We start from the raw sequence: 16,040 nt of genomic DNA, 5'->3' as shown, positions 1-16,040 counted from the left end.
CGCCGTGTCGGCCGCCGGCCCAGATCCAGCGCGGGCCCAGATCGAGCGCGGGTTCAGATCCAGCGCCGCCTCAGAGCTTGCGCCAGCTGTTGTCGCCGAGGCCGGAGGCTCCCTGGGGGCCCATGAGGAGCATCCCGCCGTCCACCACGTACGACGAGCCGGTCACGTAGCCTGCCGCGGGCGTTGTCAGGAAAGCCACCACGGCGGCGACCTCCTCCGCGTGCCCGGTCCGGCCCAGTGGCACGCCGGGGCGCTCCTGGTCGCGCGGGTTCACGTCGGTCTGGCCGGTCATCGGCGTGGAGATCTCGCCGGGCGCCACCGAGTTCACCGTGATGCCGTGCTCGGCCAGCTCCAGCGCCAGCACCTTGGTCAGCATGCCCATCCCGGCCTTCGCCGCGCAGTAGGGCGCCGCGCCGACCTTCGGGGCGTGCTCGTGCACGCTGGTGATGTTGACGATCCGCCCGCCGCCACCGGCGTCGATCATGTGCCGCGCCGCCCGCTGCGCGCACAGGAACGCGCCGTCCAGGTCGATGCTCAGCACGTGCCGCCAGGTGTCGAAGTCCATGTCCATCACCCGCTGGCCGGTGCCCGTGCCGGCGCAGTTGACCAGCACGTCGACCCCGCCGAGCGCCTCGGCGAGCTCGTCGATCGCGGCCGCCGCCATGGGCAGGTCGCCGACGTCGAGCTGCCGTACCTCGGCGCGCGCGCCGGCTTCGCGCACCTGCGCGGCGGTCGCGTTGGCGCCCTCTTCGTCCCGGCGCCACGTGATGCCGACGTCCACGCCGCCACCACCGAGCGCGACGGCGATCGCCCGCCCGATGCCGGAGTCGGAACCGGTCACGATCGCCGTCCGGGGCCGTCCGCCCTGCTCCGCGGGCAGGGGAGCTGTGTTCGTCATACCTCCCAGCTACCCTCGCCCCGGGACGGCTAACCCACCGGCCCCTCGACCAGGGTGGCGGTCGCGCTGCGCTGCTGCCCGGACTGGTCCAGCCACGTCACCGCGACCTGGTCACCGGGGTGCAGGGTGTCCATCACCGCGGTCAGGTCGGTCGCCGAGCCGACCGCGCGGCCGTCCAGTGCGACGATGACGTCGCCGGCGACGAGCCCCGCGTCGTCAGCCGGTCCGCCGGGCACCACCTGCTGCACCAGCGCACCCGAGCCGCCCGCGTCGCTCACCGACACGCCGACGAACGCTGACGGTCCGATGTGGACGGTGTCGGAGCCCTGGCCCGCCTCGATCTTCCGGGCCAGGCTCAGCGCATCGTCGATCGGGATGGCGAAGCCGCTCGCCCCGGCGGCGCGCTCGTTCTGCCCGAATTGGTAACCGGTCGAGGCCGCGGTGTTCATCCCGATCACCCGGCCCTCGGCGTCGGCCAGCGCGCCGCCGGAATCGCCGGACTGGATGTTCGCGTCCACCTGGATGAGCCCGGTCAGCTGCTCGGAACTGCCCGTGGACTCGTCCGTCGCGGTGATGGACTGGTTCAGCGCGGTGACCTTCCCCGGTGACACGCTGGGTTCGCCGCCGTCGCCGCCCGCGTTGCCGAGCCCCACGACCGGATCGCCGACGGACACCTCCGACGAGTCGCCCGTGGTGACGGTGCCCATCCCGGAGGCGTTCCGCACCTGCAGCAGCGCCACGTCCCGCGACCGGCTGTACCCGAGGACCTCGGCGCGGTAGGTGCGGCCGGTGTCCACGTCGGTCACCTTGATGCTGGTCGCGCCCGCGACCACGTGGTTGTTCGTCAGGACCTTGCCGTCCTGGGTGAGCACCATGCCGGTGCCCGCGGCCTGCTGCCCGGAGTACCCGAGCGTCGAGTACACGTCGACCAGGCCGGGCTCGACCTTCTCCGCGACCTCGGCCACGTCGAGCGTCGAGTTTCCGCTCTGCTCGTTGCGCAGGCTCCGCTCCAGCGGCGACGAAGTGCTGCCCGGCGGCAGGGACCCGCGGCCCAGGTCCCACGCGACGAAACCCAGCACGACCAGCACCACCAGGCCCAGCGCGGCGAGCGCCGTGGCCAGCCCGCGCTTCCGGCGTGGCGGCGGCGGGGGTGGCGGCGCCCAGGGGTCGTACTGCGGTGGGTAATAGCTCATGAGTGCCCCTCCTCCGCCCTCCAGTGAACCCCGCTTCTCTGAGAATCGCCTGCCGCTCGGCCGTGAAACCCCTGAGAACCGGTCGCGTTTGCCAAGTTGACCTAGACGAGTAATGCGTAAGTCGGGGTGATGCCCGGAGTGAGGTGAAGGGTGTCCAAGATCAGTTTGTGACGACCGACCTGAACACCCTTCTCACCGCACTCTACGTCAAGATCGACGACCATCTCGCGGGCAGGCGGCGGATGGGCAGACCGCCGAAGCTGACCGACGCTGAGCTGGTCACGCTGGCCGTCGCCCAGGCGTTGCTGGGGTTCACCTCCGAGGCCCGCTGGCTGCGGTTCCTGCCCGCCCGGATGCCCGGCGCGTTCCGCTACCTGCCCGGCCAGTCCGGCTACAACCGTCGCCTGCGCGCTGCGCTGCCACTGATCAAGCACGTGATGCGCTGGCTGGCGGCCGATACCGACCTGTGGACCGACACCACCTGGATCGTCGACTCCACCCCGGTGGAGTGCGGCCGGTCCCGACCGACGGTCAAGCGCTCAGAGCTGGCCGGCTGGGCCAAGTACGGCTTCTGCCGCTCACACTCCCGCTGGTTCTGGGGACTGCGGCTGCATCTGGTCTGCACCCCTGCCGGACTCCCGGTGGCCTGGGCGCTGGCGGACCCGAAGATCGACGAGCGGCAGGTACTCATGGCGATCTGCGACCACGAACCCCACCTGCTCACCGACCGCCCCGGCCTGCTGATCATCGCCGACAAGGGCTACGTCTCCCGCGAACTCGACCACTACCTCACCGAGCGCGGGGTCCGGCTGATCCGACCGTCCTACCGCAACCGCCGGCCCCATCCCGGCGAGCCGCTGCTCAAGTCCATCCGCCAGCTCATCGAGTCAGTCAACGACACCCTCAAAGGCCAACTCGACCTCGAACAGCACGGCGGACGCACCATCGAAGGCGTCGGAACCCGCGTCGCCCAACGCCTCCTGGCCCTCACCGCCGCCATCTGGCACAACCGCGCCACCGGCCAACCCATCACCCGATCACTGACCGCCTACGACCACTAACCGAGATACGCATTACTCGTCTAGGGGTACACCAGGCCTGATGCGGAGGAGGACGGCTTTCGCGGGCGCCGCGCTCGCGGTCACGCTCACCGCCTGTTCCGGCAGCTCAGCAGCGAGCTACGAGGACAGTGCGGTCGTCAGCGCGCAGGAGGGCCTCTCCGCCGTCGGCACCCTGCACCAGGTCATCCGGGCCCACACCGAGGGCCGCCTGTTTCCCACGTTCGCCACCGCGGCGACCGACGACGTGCTCGCCACCGCCACCAAGGCGCTCGACGAACTGGACAGCGAGCCGCCCACCAGCCCGGAGACCCAGCAGCTCTACGACGAGCTGCACCCGCACCTGCAGGACGCGGTCGCGCGCGTCACCGAGGCCCGCGAGGCGCTGGACTCGGGCGACACCGGCCGGATCGCCGCGGCGGACACCCAGCTGGTGCGGGTCGGCGACGAGCTGACCGCGTTCGTGGCGGGCCACCAGTGAAGAAGCTCATCGCCGTCACACTCGGCATCCTCACCGCCATCGGGGGGTTCGTCGACATCGGCGACCTGGTCGCCAACGCCCAGTCCGGCGCCCGCTTCGGCATGCGGCAGGCGTGGGTCGTGGTCGTCGGCGTCGTCGGAATCTGCGTGTTCGCCGAGATGGCGGGCCGGGTCGCCGCGGTCAGCGGCCGCCCCGTGTTCGACCTGGTGCGGGAGCGCCTCGGGCCGCGCATCGCGATGACCAATCTCGTCGGGTCCTACCTCGTCACGTTGCTGACCCTGACCGCGGAGATCGGCGGCATCGCGCTCACCATCCAGCTCGCCAGCGGCCTGCCGCACGTGCTGTGGGTGCCGCTGGCCGCGTTCGCCGTGTGGATCGTGCTGTGGCGCGTGAAGTTCCAGGTGATGGAACAGGTGTTCGGCGTGTTGGGGCTGGCGCTGGTGGTGTTCGTGGTCGCCCTGATCGCGCTCGACCCGCCGTGGGGCACCTTCGCCGAGCAGCTCACGCACGCGGGCCCGCCGCAGGGGGAGAACTGGGGCACCTGGGGTTACCTCGCCGTGTCGCTGTTCGCCTCCGCCCTCACGCCGTACGAGGTGTTCTTCTTCTCCTCCGGCGGGGGGAGGAGAAGTGGACGACGAAGGACCTGGCGACCGAGCGCAGCAACACCTTCGTCGGCTTCCCCCTCGGCGGGCTGCTCGGACTGGCGATCATGGGCTGCGCCGCGACGATGTTCTTCCCCGCCGGCATCCAGGTCGACCAGCTCAGCCAGACCGCGCTGCCGGTCGCGCTGGCGCTGGGGAAGCTGGGCCTGGTCGTGGTGATGATCGGGTTCTTCGCGGCCACGTTCGGCGCCGCGCTGGAGACCGGGCTGTCCACCGGGTACTCGATCGCGCAGTACTTCGGCTGGCAGTGGGGCAAGCTGGTGAAACCCCGTGAGGCGGCGCGGTTCCACACTGTGGTGCTGGTCAGCGTGCTGCTGGGCACGGCGGCGTTGCTGACGACGATCGACCCGGTGCAGATCACCGAACTGTCGCTGCTGTTCAGCGCCGTGGTGCTGCCGCTGACCTACCTGCCGATCCTGGTCGTCGCCAACGACCGGGACTACCTCGGCGACCACGCGAACGGGCGGGTGCCGAACTTCCTCGGCGTGACGTTCCTGATCGTCGTCGTCGTCGGCGCGGTCGCGGCCATCCCGCTCATGATCATCACCGGGATGGGGCAGACATGACCCACGGCCGCCCGGACCCGCTGCGGGTCGAATTCCACCTGCTGGACCGGCAGATCGTCGACGTCGACGGGCACCCGGTCGGCAAGGTCGACGACGTCGAACTGGCCCGCGACGCGGACGGCACCTACCACGTCGTCGCGTTGCTGGTCGGGCAGCACGCGCTCGGGCAGCGGATCGGCGGCCTGCTGGGGAAGGTGCTGTGCGGGCTGGCCGAGCGACTGGGCGGCGGGCGGACCGAGCCGCTGCGGATCACCTACGACCACGTGAAGCAGGTGAGCAGCGAGGTGAGGCTGTCGCTGCGCGCGGAGGTGCTGGAGGTGCCGTCGCCGGAGAAGTGGTTGCGGGGCAAGCTGATCGCGCGGATCCCGGGGAGCGGACATGCCGGGGGATGAGGTGCGGGCGAGCGACCTGCTGGGATGCCGGGTGTACGACGGGCGCGGCCGTCCGCTCGGGAAGGTGACCGACCTGATCACGCGGCCGGACGAGCTCGGCCGGGAACGGACCGTCGCGGTGCTGGTGACCCCTCGCCGCCGGGGGCGGTTGCTGGGGTACGAGCGGACCAGCCAGCGCGGGCCGATGCTGCTGGCGTGGCTGGCGAAGGTGCTGCACCGGGGGATGCGGGAGGTGCCCTGGGCGGAGGTGCGCTGGGAACGTTAGGCGGTGCGCTGCCGGAGGGGGCGGGGCGAGGCGGTGGGCGCTGAGGTGTGGGCGGTGTCGCGGTGCCTGGGCCGGAGGGGAGGCGCGGGGCTCGCCCTGGGCGGTTCGCCCGGGCGGGGTGGGGTGTGCGCGATGCCTCGCCGCGAGGCGTGCGATCTGGGGTGCGGTTGGCGGTGAGCCCCGTTGGCAGGGCGGTGCGCGGCGCGCGACCGAGCGCGCGCAGGTGGTGGTTCGCGGCCGGCGGGCTGGGGCGTGACCCGAGGCGCGGTGGCGGCCGGAGGCGCACAGCTGGGCGGGGGACCCGTGGCGGGGGCGGAGGGAGTGCGGCCAGGTGGTGCCCGGCGGCTGTTGGGTGCCTGGGCGTGCGCCGGGGCGCGGTGGCTGCCCGTTGGGGCCGCGCGATGGCGGCCGCCGATGGGCAAGGTGGCCGGCCGGAACCGCTCGGGCCGTGCGGTGGCGGCCGCCGGGGCCGAGGTTGGCGCGGTCAGTCGGCGGCTGGGTGGGAACCTCGGCAGGGCCGCCGTTCCACGGGCCTCCGGCGCATCCGGTGGGGCCGTGCGGAGTCATCGGTGCCGTTGCCCACGCGACTCCGGCCCGGCCGGCGGGCGCGGCGGGTGCGGTGTCCGTTCCGAGACCGAACCCGGACAACCTCCACCCCACCGGGCACGTCTCTTCAGGCACCAGCGCTGGGAACCCCATCCCCTCCCGGCAGGAGGTCACCGATGACCCTCACCCCACGGCGGCTCTTCGCGGTCTGCGCCGCCGCCTTGCTCGCGCTCTCCGGCGCCGTCGTCGCGGCGGTGCCGGCCGGTGCGCAACCGGGTGTCGCCACCATGACGAACATCCGCACCGGCCTCAACACCGGCTTCGACCGGATCGTGCTGGACATGACGGGCCCCGCGCCCCAGACGTCCTACCAGTGGGTCGACGAGCTGATCGCCGACGGCTCCGGCGACATCGTGTGGCTCACCGGCGAGCACTTCGTCGCCGTCACCACCACACCGGCCCGCGCCCACGACGACAACGGCAACCGCACTTACCCGGGGCCAGACAAGTTCCGCACCCGCAACCTCCGCAACGTCATGGCCGTCGCGGTGACCGGGGACTTCGAAGGCTACGTGTCGATCGGCCTCGGCACCCGGTACCAGTCCTGGGTCCGGGTATTCACGCTCACCGCACCGACCCGCGTCGTCATCGACGTGGGCCACTGAAACGAGCGCCGGGCGGCCGCGGACGGCCGCCCGGTCACACCGAAGCCAGGTACTCCTCCGTCTTGGCGGGGTCCAGCAGCCAGTGCTGGAAATCCGTGGGGTTGTTGAAGCCGTTCACGAACCGCTTCGCCGCGGCCGGGTTCGTCTGCGCCGCCCCGAGGATCTGTTGCACGTGCGGCGGTGGCGGCTGCAGCATCGCGTTGGTGAACATCGTGCCCCACCGGGCGTGCTCCCAGTACCGGTCGAATGCCCCCTGCATCCACGTCCGGTCGAACGGCCGGTCCCCGTTCTCCAGGATGCTGCCCAGGTACGACTCGGCGCACTTGGCCGCGTTGTTCGCGCCCTGACCGGTGATCGGGTCGTTCGCCACCACCACGTCCGCCATGCCGAGCACGAACCCGCCGGAGGGCGGCTCGCCCACCGGGCGCCGCACGACCGGCGGGTAGCCGCCGACCAGCACCGCCTTGCCGTCGGTCAGCCCGGCGTTCTTCGCCCGCTCGTACTCCCACGGGATGTACTGCCGGAACAGCTCCAGGTGCCGCCGCAACTGCTCCTCCGCCGGCGGCCGGCCGGCGAACGCGTCGAACGGCCCGCCCGGAATGCCGGACACGTAGAAGATGTCGCACGGCCCGGACAACGTGTAGCCCGGGATGTTGATCAGCTCGCCGACGCCCGGGATGATGTTCATCCACACGTCGGTGGTGCCCAGCCACTCCGGACGCGACTCCTGACCGTGCACATAGGACACCGAAAGCTGGCGCTGCGGCTTGGTGTAGGGGGATCGCGACGGGCCGCGGTCGAACAGCTGCACCAGCTCGCCCTTGCCCGCCGCGACGATCACCAGCTCGTAGAGCCGCGCCGGGCCGTTCAGGTCGGCCGTGGTGACGCCGTGGATCACGACGTTGCCGCCGCGCTCCTCGAACAGCTTCAGCCACGCCGCCATCTTCACCCGCTGGTCGATGGACTGCGCCGGGCCGCCGTCCCACGAGGCGATCCAGTTCAGCGCGCGCTGCCCGTCCGGCCCGGCCATCGAAAACCCTTGCCCAGCAACGCGGGGAGCGACGTCGTCCCACAGGTTGAGCCCGTGCTTGCGCTCGATGGCGAGCGCGTCGGCGAACATGCACTGGGTCGAGGTGACCCACGCGGCGCGGATCCGCCCCCCTCCGAGACTTCGGCCAGTGACAGCGTGTAGGACACCAGTTCCTGCAGGGTCTCCAGCACCGACGTCTTGTCCCGGGCGTCGCAGGTGACCAGCGGGACGTCCGGGTTGAGCGCGAACGCCTCGGCGAGCGGTTTCTCGTGCCCGGCGGCGCGGTCCTCGGCGGGGGTCGGCTCCGCCGCGGACTGCGCCGAGGCCGCCTGCCCCTGGGGGTTCTTCAGGCTGTGCGAGACGCGGCGCGGCAGGCCGCTGGCGGTGGTGCCGCCGACCATCGACCCAGGCTGGGGGCGGCGCGCCGGCGCCGGCTTCGGTGGCGCGGGCTCGCGTGTGGGCAGTCCGGCGCGGTGGCGGGGCTGCGCGGGCGCCTCGGCCACCGCCGTGCTGCGCGGGGCCTGCGGGAACACCACTGTCTGGGTGCCGGACCAGTTGGCCTCCGGCAGGTCGGCGACCAGACCCGCGGGCAGCAGCACCGAGGCGGTGGTGCCGTGCGGGACGCGGCGGTCGAGCCGGGTGCGCATGTCGTGCCGGGCGGACAGCCGCCGCACGACCGCCCCGGCCCATGTGCCGCACCGAGGAGTCGTCGAGCACCGGCTCGCCGGAGAGCCGGTCGTTGAGTTCCTGCAGCCGGTCCGGCGGCAGGCCGATGCCCTCGTCCTCGATCCGCACCAGCACGCTGCCCGCCTCGGTGAGGTGGGCGCTGACCCGCACCGGGGTGTTCGGCGGCGAGGATTTCGTCGCGTTGTCCAGCAGTTCGGCGATCAGCCGGCTGAGGTCCTCGCTCGCGAAGCCGACCACGTCCAGCGACACGATCCGCCCGATGTTGACGCGGGCGTACTGGTCGATCGACGACATCGTGCCGCACACCAGGTCGACCAGCGAGGTCGTCTCGGTCGCGGTGTCGGTAGCGTCGCGGCCCGCCAGCACGCGCAGGTTCTCCGCGTTGCGGCGCAGCCGGGTCGCGAGGTGGTCCAGCCGGCACAGCTCGCCGAGCCGCTCGGTGTCCTCCTCCCTGGCCTCCATCTCCTCCAGCTGGGAGAGCAGGTCCAGCAGCGCGCGTGAGCGGTTGAGCAGTTCTCGAGCCCGCGTCGCCATGTCGTCCCAACTGCCTGGGTTCGTCACGTGCGGCGGCCTCAACGTCGCCGGGACCCCTTCCCCCGCGTGTGGCCGAACCCGCGCCGGTGAACGCTATGCAACCACTCCGACCCCGCGTGTCCACCACTCTCCGCGACCTTGACGCACCGTGCCCCGGTGATCGACGGAAGGTGGTTCGGCTTGTCCCGCCACGGGAAACGCTCAGGTGAGCCGCACGTCCAGCCGGGTGTCGCCGCCGCCGACGCGGGCCGCTTTCCTTACCGGTGCGTAACTCGTAGCGACGACGGTGTAGGTGCCGGGTTCGAGGTCGTGGAAGGCGTAGTGCCCGTCCTCGCCCGCGAGGGTGCGCCGGGCGACGTCGCCCGATTCGTCCAGCAGGCTCACCGTGATCCGCGGCCACGGCCGCGGCAGGTCGCGCACGTTCACGGTCCCGTGGATGACCGCGGCCTCGGCCAGTTCCAGGTCCCGCCGCACGGTCGCGTCGGTCATGTTCACCGCCACCGCGGACGGCCGGTAGCCAGACGCGTTCACGGCGAGCGTGTACGTCCCGGCGGGCAGGGCGCCGAACGAGTATTCGCCGCCCTGGCCGGAGATGTAGGACCCGACGACCTCGCCGCGGGCGTCGGCCAGCGTCACCGTCGCGTCCGCGACCGGCGCCCCGGTGACCGCCGAGCGGACCACGCCGCCGAGCCCGGTCGCGCTGTCCAGCACGAGGTCCAGGACGGCCGCGGTGTCGCCGACGGTCAGAGTGACCGCCTCCGGCCGGTACGCCGGCGCCGAGGCGATCAGGACGTGGACGCCCCGGCCGGGCGCGGGCAGCCGGTAGCCGCCGTCCGGGCCGGTGGCGCCGCGGGCGATCTGCTGCCCGGCGGAGTCGACGAGCGTGACCGCGGCGCCGGGCACGGGAGCGTCCCGGGTGTCGCGCACCCGTCCGGTCACCTCGGTCATGAGCGGGCCTGCTCGGGACGGCCCGCGTGCAGGTCGACGTCGACGGTGGCCGATTCGCCGCCGCTCAGGTCCACCTGCCGCACGACGGGCTCGAACAGGCTGGTCACCACGGTGTAGTCGCCGGGTGCGAGGTCGTCCACCGAGTAGCCGCCGTGCTCGTCGGTCACCGCGGCCGCGGCGAACTCGCCCGCGGCGGTGCTGACGGCGACGCGCGCGCCGGGCACCGGGCGGCCGTCCGCCCCGGTGACGGTGCCGCGCAGCGTCCCGGCGGCCTGGACCAGCAGGTCGGCCACGGCCGGTTCGGTGCCGGACACCACGACGGTGGCGGCCTCCGGGCGGTGGCCGTCCAGGTGCGCGGTCACCGTGATCTCCCCGGCGGGCAGGCCGGTCAGCTGGAACGTGCCGTCGTCGAGGGTGCGCGTCTGCCCGACCACCTGGCCGCCGCCGTCGGTGGCGACCACCGCCGTGTCGCCGGCTCCGGCGCCGCCGGGGGCGCGGCGCACTATCCCGGTCACGATCCCGCAGCCCGACACGACGAAGTCGCGCACGGCCCCGGACCCGTTGAGGGTGACCGCGGCGGCCTCCGGCTGGAACCCGGGCGCGGTGACGATCAGCGTGTAGGTGCCGGGGCGCAGGCCGGAGACCGCGTAACCGCCGTCCGCGCCGGCCCGGGTGCGGCCGGCCTGCCTGCCGTCCGCGCCGGTCACCGTCACCACGCCGCCGGCGAGCGCGTTGCCGCCCGAGGTGCGCAGGCGGCCGGCGATCCGGCCGGGCGCGGTGGCGACGGTGTCGTGCTCGCTCACGTCGACCAGGTCGCCCACCGCGGCGGCGAGTTCGGAGCCCACGGTCTCGTGCGGCTGCCCCGGCGCGGGCTTGCGAGCGTGGCCGGTGAACCAGGACGCGAGCGCGGCGACCACGGAGGCGATGATCGCGAACCAGAACGCGGCGGTCAGGCCGTCGGCGAACGGCCCGGAGATCAGCTGCGGGAAGAAGCTGCGGCCGGTCAGGTAGGCGGCCTGGTCCGGCGGCAGGGTGTGCAGGACGCCGCCGAGGAGCTGTTCGATCGGGTTGTAGCCGAGGAACGCGGCGAACAGCACGCCGACCGGCGGCAGCGACGCGATCTGGTTCGCGTCGGCGGCGGGCACGCCGTTCGCGGTCAGGCCCTGCGCCATCGCCGACGGCAGGTGGTCGGCGAGCCCGGCGATCATCAGGCTGAAGAAGAAGCCGATGGACAACACCATCGCGGAGTTCTGGAAGGTCGCGGTCATCCCGGCGCCCGCGCCGCGCGCGTTGTTCGGCAGGCTGTTCATCACCTCGGCCCGGTTGGGCGACGTGAACAGGCCCATGCCGAGCCCGTTGAGGAGCAGGATCGCGGCGAAGGCCCAGTAGTTGAAGTCGACCGGCAGGACTTCCAGCAGGACGAAGCTGACGGCCGTGATCAGCATGCCGCCGGTGGACAGCAGCCGCCCGCCGATGCGGTCGGAGATGATGCCCGACACCGGCGCGGAGACGAGGAAACCGATCGTCAGCGGCAGCATGTAGATCCCGGCCCACAGCGGGGTCTTCTCGAAGCTGTAGCCGTGCTGCGGCAGCCAGATGCCCTGCAGCCAGATGATCAGCACGAACTGCAGGCCGCCGCGGCCCAGCGAGGCGAGCAGGTTCGCCAGGTTGCCGAAGGTGAACGCGCGGATCTTGAACAGCCCGAGGTTGAACAGCGGGTTCGCGACCCTGGTCTCGATGACGCAGAACAGGACCAGGACGACGGCACCGCCGATGAGGCAGGACAGCACGAACGGGCTGGTCCAGCCCATGGTGTGCCCGCCGTAGGGCTGGATGCCGTAGGTGATGCCGACGAGCACGGCGATGAGGCCGACCGCGAAGGTCAGGTTGCCCCACCAGTCCATCTTCGCGTGGTGGCGTTCGCTGGTGTCCTTGAGCTTGAGGTAGGCCCAGATGGTGCCGAACACGCCGAACGGGACGGATACGAGGAAGACCAGCCGCCACTCGACCGGGCCGAGCAGACCGCCGATCACCAGGCCGAGGAAGGAGCCGGCGATCGCGGCGACGCCGTTGATGCCCAGCGCCATGCCGCGCTGGTGCTTGGGGAAGGCGTCGGTGAGGATCGCGCTGGAGTTGGCCATCAGGAACGCGCCGCCGATGCCCTGGACGATGCGCCAGGCGATCATCCAGATCGCCGCCGCGCCGCCGTTCATCCACGTGATCGCCAGGAAGACCGACGACACCGCGAAGACCGCGAAACCCAGGTTGTACATGCGCACGCGGCCGTACATGTCGCCCAGCCGGCCGAAACCGACCACCAGCACCGCTGTGACGACGAGGAAGCCCATCATCATCCACAGCAGGTAGCTGGTGTTCGACGGCTCCAGCGGGTTGATGTCGATGCCGCGGAAGATGTCCGGCAGCGCGATGAGCACGATCGAGGAGTTGATCGTGGCCATGAGCATGCCCAGTGTCGTGTTGGACAGCGCGATCCACTTGTAGCGGGGACCGAGCGCAGGCTGCACTTCCATCACTCCAACCAGCGAAAATTAGTTGACCTATGCTAACTGATTTTCGCCGGATCGGATGACCAAGCTCGCACTGTGTGAGCGGTGATCCGGATCGCATTCTGCGGCGCATTTCCGGAGAATGTGCAATGAAGCGGACACTTCCGGCGAGCAGAAGCGGCGTTGACAGCGGCGGATACATATCAGTACACCTGATAACCATGGATCCCAGCCAGCTCGAGGCGATCGACGTGCACGTCCACGTCGAGACCGACGACCACGGGCACCTGTCCCTGCCCGACGACTTCGTCGAGGCGTCCTCGGCCTACTTCGGTGCCGACGCCCGGCGCCCGACCATCGACGAGATCGCGGCCTACTACCGCGAGCGCCGCATCGGGGCGGTGCTGTTCACCGTCGACATCGAGGCGTTCACCGGGCACCCCGCGCTGTCCAACGAGGAGATCGCGGTGGCGGCGGCCAAGCACCCCGACGTGCTCATCCCGTTCGCCAGCATCGACCCGGCCAAGGGCAGGGCGGGCGCCCGGCAGCTGGAGCGGCTCATCGCCGACCACGGCGTGCGCGGCCTGAAGTTCCACCCGAGCCTGCAGGATTTCGCGCCGAACGACCGCAGCGCGTACCCGCTGCTGGAGATCGCGCAAGAGCACGGCCTGCCCGCGTTGTTCCACACCGGCCAGACCGGTATCGGCGCGAACATGCGCGGCGGCGGGGGAGTCCGGCTCGGCCTGTCCAACCCGATGCTGCTCGACGACGTGGCCATCGACTTCCCGGATCTGACGATCATCATGGCCCACCCGTCGTTCCCGTGGCAGGACGAGGCGCTCGCCGTCGCCACGCACAAGCCGAACGTCTACATCGACCTCTCCGGCTGGTCGCCCAAGTACTTCCCGCCGCAGCTGGTCCGCTACGCCAACAGCCTCCTGCAGGACAAGGTGCTGTTCGGCTCGGACTACCCGCTGATCACACCGGACCGGTGGATGGCCGACTTCGCGCGGCTGGACATCAAGGACCACGTGCGCCCGAAGATCCTCAAGGACAACGCCGTCCGCGTGCTCGGCCTGGCCCAGGAGCGGGGATGATCCACCGCAGCCCGCTGCCGGACGTCGAGATCCCCGACGTCACGCTCACCGAGTTCGTGATCGGCGGCGCGGCCCGGTTCGGCGACGCGACCGCGCTCGTCGACGGCCGCACCGGCGAAAGCCTGACCTACGCCGAATTGCGCGCGGCGGTCACGGCCGGGGCTGCGGGCCTCGCGGCGCACGGCGTCGGGCCTGGTGACGTCGTCGCGCTGATGAGCCACAACCAGCCGTCGTTCGTGGTCGCCCTGCACGCGGCGATCGCGGCCGGGGCCGCGGTCACCCCGGTCAACCCGGCGCTGACGCCAGGGGAGATCTCCAAGCAGCTGCGGCTGTCCGGGGCGCGGCTGCTGATCGCCGCGGAACCCGTCGTGGACAAGGCGCTGGAGGTCGCCGGCGAGGTGCTCGTGCTGGGCGAGCACCCGCGTGCCCGCTCGTTCACGTCGCTGTTCACCGACGGGCCGGCGCCGGAGCTGGACCTGGACCCGGCCACGACGGTCGCGGTCCTGCCGTTCTCCAGCGGCACCACCGGGATCCCGAAGGGTGTGCGGCTGACGCACCGCAACCTCGTGGCGAACCTGGCGCAGACGCGGGCCGGGTGGCGGATCGGCCCGGACGACGTGCAGGCCGCGGTGCTGCCGTTCTTCCACATCTACGGCTTCACGATCATCCTCAACTCCGGGCTGCTCGGCGGCGCGAAGGTGGTGACGCTGCCGCGGTTCGAGCTGGACGAGTACCTGCGGACGCTGGCCGCGCACCGGGTGACGCGCGCCTACTTCGCGCCGCCGATGGTGCTGGCGCTGGCCACCGCGCCGCACGTGGAGGACCACGACCTGTCCAGCCTGCGGTTCGCGCTGTGCGGGGCGGCGCCGCTGGACGTGGAGGTGACCGAGCGCGCGGAACGGCGGCTGGGCTGCCTGATCCGGCAGGGCTACGGCATGACCGAGGCCAGCCCTGGCACGCACCAGGTGTTCGACGACGACTTCGCGGTGACCCCGCCGGGCAGCGTGGGACGGCTGTCGCCGAACACCGAGGCACGTATCGTGGCCCCCGGCACGGACACCGACGTCGCCCCCGGCGAGACCGGCGAGCTGCTGATCCGCGGCCCGCAGGTGATGGACGGCTACCTGGATGACCCGGACGCCACCGCCGCGACCATCACCGGCGGCTGGCTGCACACCGGCGACCTGGTCCGCGTCGACGACGACGGCGTGTTCTGGGTCGTCGACCGGCTCAAGGAGCTGATCAAGTACAAGGGCTACCAGGTGGCGCCCGCCGAGCTGGAGGCCGTGCTGCTGACCCACCCGGCCGTGCTGGACGCCGCGGTGGTCGGCGTGCCGCACACCGAGGGCGGCGAGGCGCCGAAGGCGTTCGTGGTCGCCGAGGGCGCCGTCGAAGCGGACGAACTGATGGCGTTCGTGGCCGAGCGCGTCGCGCCGTACAAGAAGGTGCGCGAGGTCGAGTTCGTGGAGCAGATCCCGAAGTCCCCGACGGGCAAGATCCTGCGGCGGCTGCTCAGGACCTGACGGAGGCCAGCAGGATGTCGCGGGTCAGCTCGAGCTGACCGTGATGCTGGGCCAGTTCCTCGTAGACGTGCACGAGTGCGGCGCCCTGTCGCCGTCCGGCCGGCGTGGTCGCGTACTTGTCCGGCACCTCGCCGCGCTGCGGGGCGTCGAAATCGGCGGCCGCGACATCCTCACGCAGTCGCTCCCGCGCCCGCGCGACGCGGTCGAGCAGCGGTGCGATCGGCCCGGCAGCCGTGAACTCGGCCTCACGGTCGCGGTGCACGGTGCGGCCCGCGACGACCTGCCCGGCCCAGGCCGCGATCACACCGAGGCAGTGGTTCACGATGGCGTAGGGCGTGTTCGCGCCCGGCAGCCGGGTGCTGGCCAGCTCGTCACCCAGGCCGGCGAGGATCGCCGTCATCCCGTCGAGCGCGCGATCGGTGAAGAACAGGAAGCTCTCCTCATCCAGCATGATCAGCATTGTCCCCGAAGCGCGCCGCCCAGGGTTCGGGTGGCAGGGCGAGGGCGTTGGCGAGCCCGGTGATCGTCCGGTACCAGCCGGCCGGCACCAGGAACTCCAGCAGCTGGGGGGCGGGCAGGTGCGCGGCCAGCTCGTCCGCCGTGTGCTCGGGAAACACCACCGCGTGCACGCCCCATTCGTACTCGCACCCGGAGCGCGCGCAGGTTCGGGCGATGACCAGCTCGCGGTCGGCGACGGGGAGTTCTCCGTGGGCGGGCAGGCCGGCGCCGAGCGCCCCCATCCGCGACGCGAGCTCCGGGTGCCGGTGCAGCACGCGGAAGAGCACCAGCGGATCGTGCGCGACGTGCGGCGCCATCCAGCGCCGCAGGGCGTCCTCGATGGCAGGCGGATAGGGCGGGGTCAGGGGCGCGATCCGGGGCAGCGGACCTCCTCCAGGTGGTGCTTCGAGACCCGGCTCGGCCGCGAACTCGTCGAATCCGCTCCGCCGGTGAGCTTTCACCTGCTGAAAACACGGCTGGTCCCGGCCCG

The 16,040-nt window shown here is 71.8% G+C and carries 15 protein-coding genes and 3 pseudogenes; 9 read left to right on the top strand and 9 right to left on the bottom strand.

Features of this window, described 5'->3' with window-relative positions; genetic code table 11:
* Positions 1–70: 70 nt before the first annotated feature.
* A complete protein-coding gene (locus tag AMETH_RS21185) occupies positions 71–898 on the bottom strand; it encodes an SDR family oxidoreductase (RefSeq protein ID WP_017983160.1) in 828 nt (275 codons plus the stop codon).
* 29 nt (positions 899–927) lie between these two features.
* Positions 928–2,091: a S1C family serine protease gene (locus tag AMETH_RS21180; RefSeq protein ID WP_026153225.1), complete on the bottom strand. Its 1,164-nt coding sequence runs from the start codon at positions 2,089–2,091 to the stop codon at positions 928–930.
* 167 nt (positions 2,092–2,258) lie between these two features.
* On the opposite strand from AMETH_RS21180, the gene AMETH_RS21175 reads away from it, so the two are divergent.
* The 7 genes and pseudogenes from AMETH_RS21175 (at position 2,259) to AMETH_RS21150 (ending at position 6,726) form a co-directional block, all read left to right on the top strand.
* A complete protein-coding gene (locus AMETH_RS21175; protein WP_017983093.1) occupies positions 2,259–3,152 on the top strand; it encodes an IS982 family transposase in 894 nt (297 codons plus the stop codon).
* Between the two features lie 40 nt (positions 3,153–3,192).
* On the top strand, positions 3,193–3,630 hold the full coding sequence (locus AMETH_RS21170) for a hypothetical protein (RefSeq protein ID WP_017983158.1): 438 nt from the start codon (positions 3,193–3,195) through the stop codon (positions 3,628–3,630).
* 101 nt (positions 3,631–3,731) lie between these two features.
* Positions 3,732–4,181: pseudogene (locus AMETH_RS41630) on the top strand (divalent metal cation transporter); the annotation flags it as partial.
* Positions 4,109–4,858: a divalent metal cation transporter gene (locus tag AMETH_RS41625; RefSeq protein ID WP_267283489.1), complete on the top strand. Its 750-nt coding sequence runs from the start codon at positions 4,109–4,111 to the stop codon at positions 4,856–4,858. The pseudogene AMETH_RS41630 and the gene AMETH_RS41625, both read left to right, overlap by 73 nt.
* Entirely contained in the window at positions 4,855–5,250 is a 396-nt protein-coding gene (locus AMETH_RS21160; RefSeq protein ID WP_017983157.1) for a hypothetical protein, read from the top strand. Before AMETH_RS41625 ends, AMETH_RS21160 begins: the two co-directional genes overlap by 4 nt.
* On the top strand, positions 5,237–5,515 hold the full coding sequence (locus AMETH_RS21155) for a PRC-barrel domain-containing protein (RefSeq protein WP_017983156.1): 279 nt from the start codon (positions 5,237–5,239) through the stop codon (positions 5,513–5,515). The genes AMETH_RS21160 and AMETH_RS21155 overlap by 14 nt, the downstream gene beginning before the upstream one ends.
* Positions 5,516–6,237: 722 nt before the next feature.
* Entirely contained in the window at positions 6,238–6,726 is a 489-nt protein-coding gene (locus tag AMETH_RS21150) for an AMIN-like domain-containing (lipo)protein (protein ID WP_017983155.1), read from the top strand.
* A gap of 34 nt (positions 6,727–6,760) precedes the next feature.
* On the opposite strand, the gene AMETH_RS21145 is transcribed toward AMETH_RS21150, so the two are convergent.
* The 5 genes and pseudogenes from AMETH_RS21145 to AMETH_RS21130 form a co-directional block, all read right to left on the bottom strand.
* The gene (locus AMETH_RS21145) at positions 6,761–7,972 is read right to left on the bottom strand and encodes a styrene monooxygenase/indole monooxygenase family protein (protein ID WP_026153955.1); all 1,212 of its coding nucleotides are present in this window, start codon (positions 7,970–7,972) and stop codon (positions 6,761–6,763) included.
* Positions 7,882–8,430: pseudogene (locus tag AMETH_RS42690) on the bottom strand (hypothetical protein); the annotation flags it as partial. The pseudogene AMETH_RS42690 and the gene AMETH_RS21145, both read right to left, overlap by 91 nt.
* A 64-nt stretch (positions 8,431–8,494) precedes the next feature.
* A pseudogene (locus tag AMETH_RS40555) lies at positions 8,495–8,737 on the bottom strand (ATP-binding protein); the annotation flags it as partial.
* Positions 8,738–9,178: 441 nt separating this feature from the next.
* Positions 9,179–9,925 (bottom strand): MSCRAMM family protein, encoded by a 747-nt coding sequence (locus AMETH_RS21135; protein WP_017983152.1) that lies wholly within the window; start codon positions 9,923–9,925, stop codon positions 9,179–9,181.
* Positions 9,922–12,456, bottom strand: coding sequence for an MFS transporter (locus tag AMETH_RS21130; RefSeq protein WP_017983151.1), 2,535 nt, complete (start codon positions 12,454–12,456; stop codon positions 9,922–9,924). The genes AMETH_RS21135 and AMETH_RS21130 overlap by 4 nt, the downstream gene beginning before the upstream one ends.
* Before the next feature lie 197 nt (positions 12,457–12,653).
* Between AMETH_RS21130 and AMETH_RS21125 the strand changes: the two genes are divergently transcribed.
* Entirely contained in the window at positions 12,654–13,529 is an 876-nt protein-coding gene (locus AMETH_RS21125; protein WP_017983150.1) for a 4-hydroxyphenyl-beta-ketoacyl-CoA hydrolase, read from the top strand.
* Complete coding sequence (locus AMETH_RS21120) at positions 13,526–15,052, top strand: AMP-binding protein (RefSeq protein ID WP_017983149.1); 1,527 nt, start codon at positions 13,526–13,528, stop codon at positions 15,050–15,052. The genes AMETH_RS21125 and AMETH_RS21120 overlap by 4 nt, the downstream gene beginning before the upstream one ends.
* Here the strand turns inward: AMETH_RS21120 and AMETH_RS21115 are convergent.
* Positions 15,042–15,503, bottom strand: coding sequence for a mycothiol transferase (locus AMETH_RS21115; protein WP_017983148.1), 462 nt, complete (start codon positions 15,501–15,503; stop codon positions 15,042–15,044). The genes AMETH_RS21120 and AMETH_RS21115 overlap by 11 nt on opposite strands.
* Positions 15,493–16,011 (bottom strand): carboxymuconolactone decarboxylase family protein, encoded by a 519-nt coding sequence (locus AMETH_RS21110; RefSeq protein WP_223842892.1) that lies wholly within the window; start codon positions 16,009–16,011, stop codon positions 15,493–15,495. Before AMETH_RS21110 ends, AMETH_RS21115 begins: the two co-directional genes overlap by 11 nt.
* Positions 16,012–16,040: the final 29 nt, after the last annotated feature.

This window comes from Amycolatopsis methanolica 239 (genome assembly GCF_000739085.1).
Lineage (GTDB): Bacteria > Actinomycetota > Actinomycetes > Mycobacteriales > Pseudonocardiaceae > Amycolatopsis_E > Amycolatopsis_E methanolica.
Note: the sequence above shows the minus strand (reverse complement) of the source record. Positions and strands in the feature narration are given on the sequence as shown.